At 74.0% G+C, this 3202-nt stretch carries 4 protein-coding genes; 1 reads left to right on the top strand and 3 read right to left on the bottom strand.

The genetic code is table 11. From position 1 onward, the window contains the following. The 3 genes from HW445_RS24000 to HW445_RS23990 form a co-directional block, all read right to left on the bottom strand. The coding region (locus tag HW445_RS24000; protein WP_180223026.1) for an oxygenase MpaB family protein at nt 1-845 on the bottom strand (845 nt) is incomplete at its 3' end. Then, a complete protein-coding gene (uppS, locus tag HW445_RS23995) occupies nt 842-1561 on the bottom strand; it encodes a polyprenyl diphosphate synthase (protein WP_180223025.1) in 720 nt (239 codons plus the stop codon). The genes uppS and HW445_RS24000, both read right to left, overlap by 4 nt. Before the next feature lie 530 nt (nt 1562-2091). Continuing rightward, complete coding sequence (locus HW445_RS23990) at nt 2092-2514, bottom strand: secondary thiamine-phosphate synthase enzyme YjbQ (protein ID WP_180223024.1); 423 nt, start codon at nt 2512-2514, stop codon at nt 2092-2094. A 77-nt stretch (nt 2515-2591) separates the two neighbouring features. On the opposite strand from HW445_RS23990, the gene HW445_RS23985 reads away from it, so the two are divergent. Next, on the top strand, nt 2592-3202 hold a 611-nt coding region (locus HW445_RS23985), incomplete at its 3' end, for an FAD-dependent oxidoreductase (protein WP_180223023.1).

Below are 3202 nucleotides of genomic sequence, written 5' to 3'. Positions count from 1 at the left end.
GGCGAGAGGGAGAGGATCTCGATGATGGTCCCGGCGTCGATCCAGCCCTCGGGCAGGAAGCGGGTGAGCCCGGCGGCGAGGTAGGCGCCCTGCATGAGGGTCGGGGCCCCGGGCGTCTCGGGCAGGCCGGCCTTGCGCCGGTAGGCGTCGGGGAGCGAGGCGACGGTGATCGCGCCGATGAGCGGGCCGACGACGGCCCGGCCGGCCGCCCACAGCGTCGGGGCACCCTGGAGCAGCGCCGGGGCGGGCAGGTGGTCGAAGAGCCGGAAGAGGATGACGCGGGCCGCCTCGGTGTCCTCCAGTTCCTCCTCGACGACCCGGTCGAAGTACGGCCAGAAGTCGTTCAGGCTCTCGGGGAGTTCCCGGGCGTCGCCGTCGAGCGCGGCGAGGAAGGCGCGGTACTCGGCGTACATGCGCTCCATGGTGGCCTGGTCGAGCGGCTGGCCGCTCAGCCGGCACATGGTGACGGCGCTCTCGAAGAGGGTGGCCACCACCCAGGCGCGGGTCGGACGGTCCATGGCGTCGTAGGCGCGGCCGCGGGCGTCGGAGCCGCTCATGCGGGCGTGCAGCCTGTTGAGCCGGGCGGTCTCCCGTTCCCGCACCGCCGGATCGGCGTCGAACATGCGCCGCATGCTGAGGAAGGTGTTGCGCAGCCGACGCCAGGGGTGCGCGACGAAGGTGGAGTTCTCGGCCAGGGCGGCGCCGACCTGCGGGTGCGCGGCCTCCAGCACGGTGGCGCGGATGATCCCCAGCGCCCAGCGCGGGTCGTCGAAGAAGGCGCGGAACTGTGCGTCCGGGCCGAGCATGGAGGCTCCGTCGGCCGTCCCGGTGGTGCCGGTCGTCATGACATGTCTCCGTTCGTCTGGGGCGGCACGCCGCCGAAGCGGCGGTCACGGCGCCGGTAGGTGTGCAGGCATGCGAGGAAGTCGGGGGCCCTGAAGTCCGGCCAGAGCACCTCGGGGAAGACCCACTCGGCGTAGGCCACCTGCCAGAGCATGAAGTTGGAGATGCGCTGCTCGCCGGAGGTGCGGATGACGAGGTCGACGTCGGGGGTGTCGGGGAACGGCAGGTGGTCCGCGAAGAGGCGCTCGGTCACCTCGTCGGCGGGCGTCCCGGTGCGGATCAGCGACCTGGCCGCCTCGACGATGTCCCGGCGTCCGCCGTGGTCGAAGGCGACGGTCAGCGTCATCCCCCGGTTGTCGGCGGTCAGCGTCGCCAGGTCCTCGAAGTCCCGGGCCAGCTCACGGGGGATGCGCGGGTCGGCGGCCCCGAGGAACCGGCAGCGGATGCCGCGGGCGAGCAGCAGCGGCGCGTGCTTGCGCACGACCCGGCGGACCAGGCGCATCAGGTAGTCGACCTCGGTGCCGGGACGATTCCAGTTCTCGGTGGAGAAGGCGTACAGGCTCAGCCACTCGACGCCCGCCGCCCGGGCAGCCTCGATGATGTCGATGACGGTGGTCTCCGCAGCCCGGTGGCCGGCCGTCCGGGGAAGCGAACGGCGTTGGGCCCAGCGGCCGTTGCCGTCCATCACGCAGGCCACGTGCCGTGGCACCGCACGCACCGGCCCGTCGTCCCGCCGCTGCCGGTCGGCATGTCCCGGCGCACCGGGCCGGTCCTCCGTCGCCGTCCGTGCGCGCCGAACGCCTTGGCCGGTCACACCCGGCTCCCCCACACCCGCTTCCGTTCCGCCCGGTCCCGTCCCCGTCGGAACGGCGCGGTCGGCCCTGCCGCGCTCGGTCACACCCACCCCGTATCCCCGCACGCACGCCCCGTCGGAGCGGTCCCTCCCAGGATTGTGGCGGCACGGCACGACGCCCATCCGCCGTACGGGTGGCCATCACCCTTGGCTCATGTGCCCGATTCCCTCGTGGGCGCCGCCCGTGCACCGGCGGACCGTGTCACGCATCCGCCACCGCAGGTCCGTCCGGGCGCCGGGCCGTCACCGTCGGGAACGTCTCGTTCACCTGCCCCGGCGCCACCACCCCGTCCCTCCACGACGTGAGCCCGAGGGTGGAGCACGGCCGGGTGACGGCGCTCGTCGGCGCGAACGGCTCCGGCAGGACCGCCCTCGCCGAGATCCATGGCTTCCGGTCAGCCGAGGAAGCTGAGGCGCACCTGCCGGTCCCGGTTGTCGACGTTCGTGTCGACCAGGCACACCGACTGCCAGGTGCCCAGCTCCAGGCGGCCCCCGATGACCGGGAGGGTGGCGTGGGGCGGGACGAAGGCGGGGAGGACGTGGTCGCGGCCGTGGCCCGGGGTGCCGTGGCGGTGGCGCCACCGGTCGTCCGCCGGGAGGAGGTCACGGAGCGCGGCGAGCAGGTCGTCGTCGCTGCCGGCTCCGGTCTCGATGACCGCGATGCCCGCCGTGGCGTGCGGGACGAAGACGTTGAGGAGGCCGTCACGGCCGGCGGCGGCCTCGTTCAGGAACTCCTCGCAGTCGCGGGTGATGTCGGCGACGCGCTCGGAGGAGCCGGTGGCGATGTGCAGGACGCGGGTGTGGAAACGGTCTGACATGACTTCATCCTGACGCATCGGCCCGGCGGGGGAAGACAGCCGGGCCCCCGGTCGTTCGCACGGGTGTGGAGGAGCGGATGACGCGGGAGATCGACGTCGTGGTGGTGGGCGCCGGGCAGGCGGGGCTGTCGGCCGCCTACCACCTGCGGCGTACCGGGTTCGAGCCGGGGCAGGACTTCGTGGTGCTGGACCACGCGCCGGGTCCGGGCGGAGCGTGGCAGTTCCGGTGGCCCTCGCTGACGTACGGCAAGGTGCACGGGATGCATTCCCTGCCGGGGATGGAGCTGACCGCGGCCGATCCCGGGCGGCCGTCGTCCGAGGTGATCGCCGCCTACTTCGACGCCTACGAGCGGGCCTTCGCGCTGGACGTGGTGCGGCCCGTCGACGTGCGGGCGGTGCGGGAGGGTGAGCGGGGCCGGCTGCGGGTGGAGACGTCCGCGGGGGTGTGGTCGGCCCGCGCGCTGATCAACGCGACGGGAACCTGGGACCGGCCGTTCGTGCCGCGCGTCGCGGGCCAGGAGACGTTCCGCGGGCGGCAGCTGCACACGGTGGGGTACCGGGGCCCGGAGGAGTTCGCGGGGCTGCGGGCGGTGGTGGTCGGCGGGGGCGCGTCGGGCACGCAGCACCTGCTGGAGCTGGCTCCGTACGCGGCGGCGACGGCCTGGGTGACGCGGCGGCCCCCGGTGTT

The sequence above is a fragment of the Streptomyces sp. UH6 genome (assembly GCF_013421635.1).
Lineage (GTDB): Bacteria > Actinomycetota > Actinomycetes > Streptomycetales > Streptomycetaceae > Streptomyces > Streptomyces abyssomicinicus.
The sequence above is the reverse complement of the archived record's forward strand: the minus strand, read 5'-3'. Positions and strand labels throughout refer to the sequence as shown.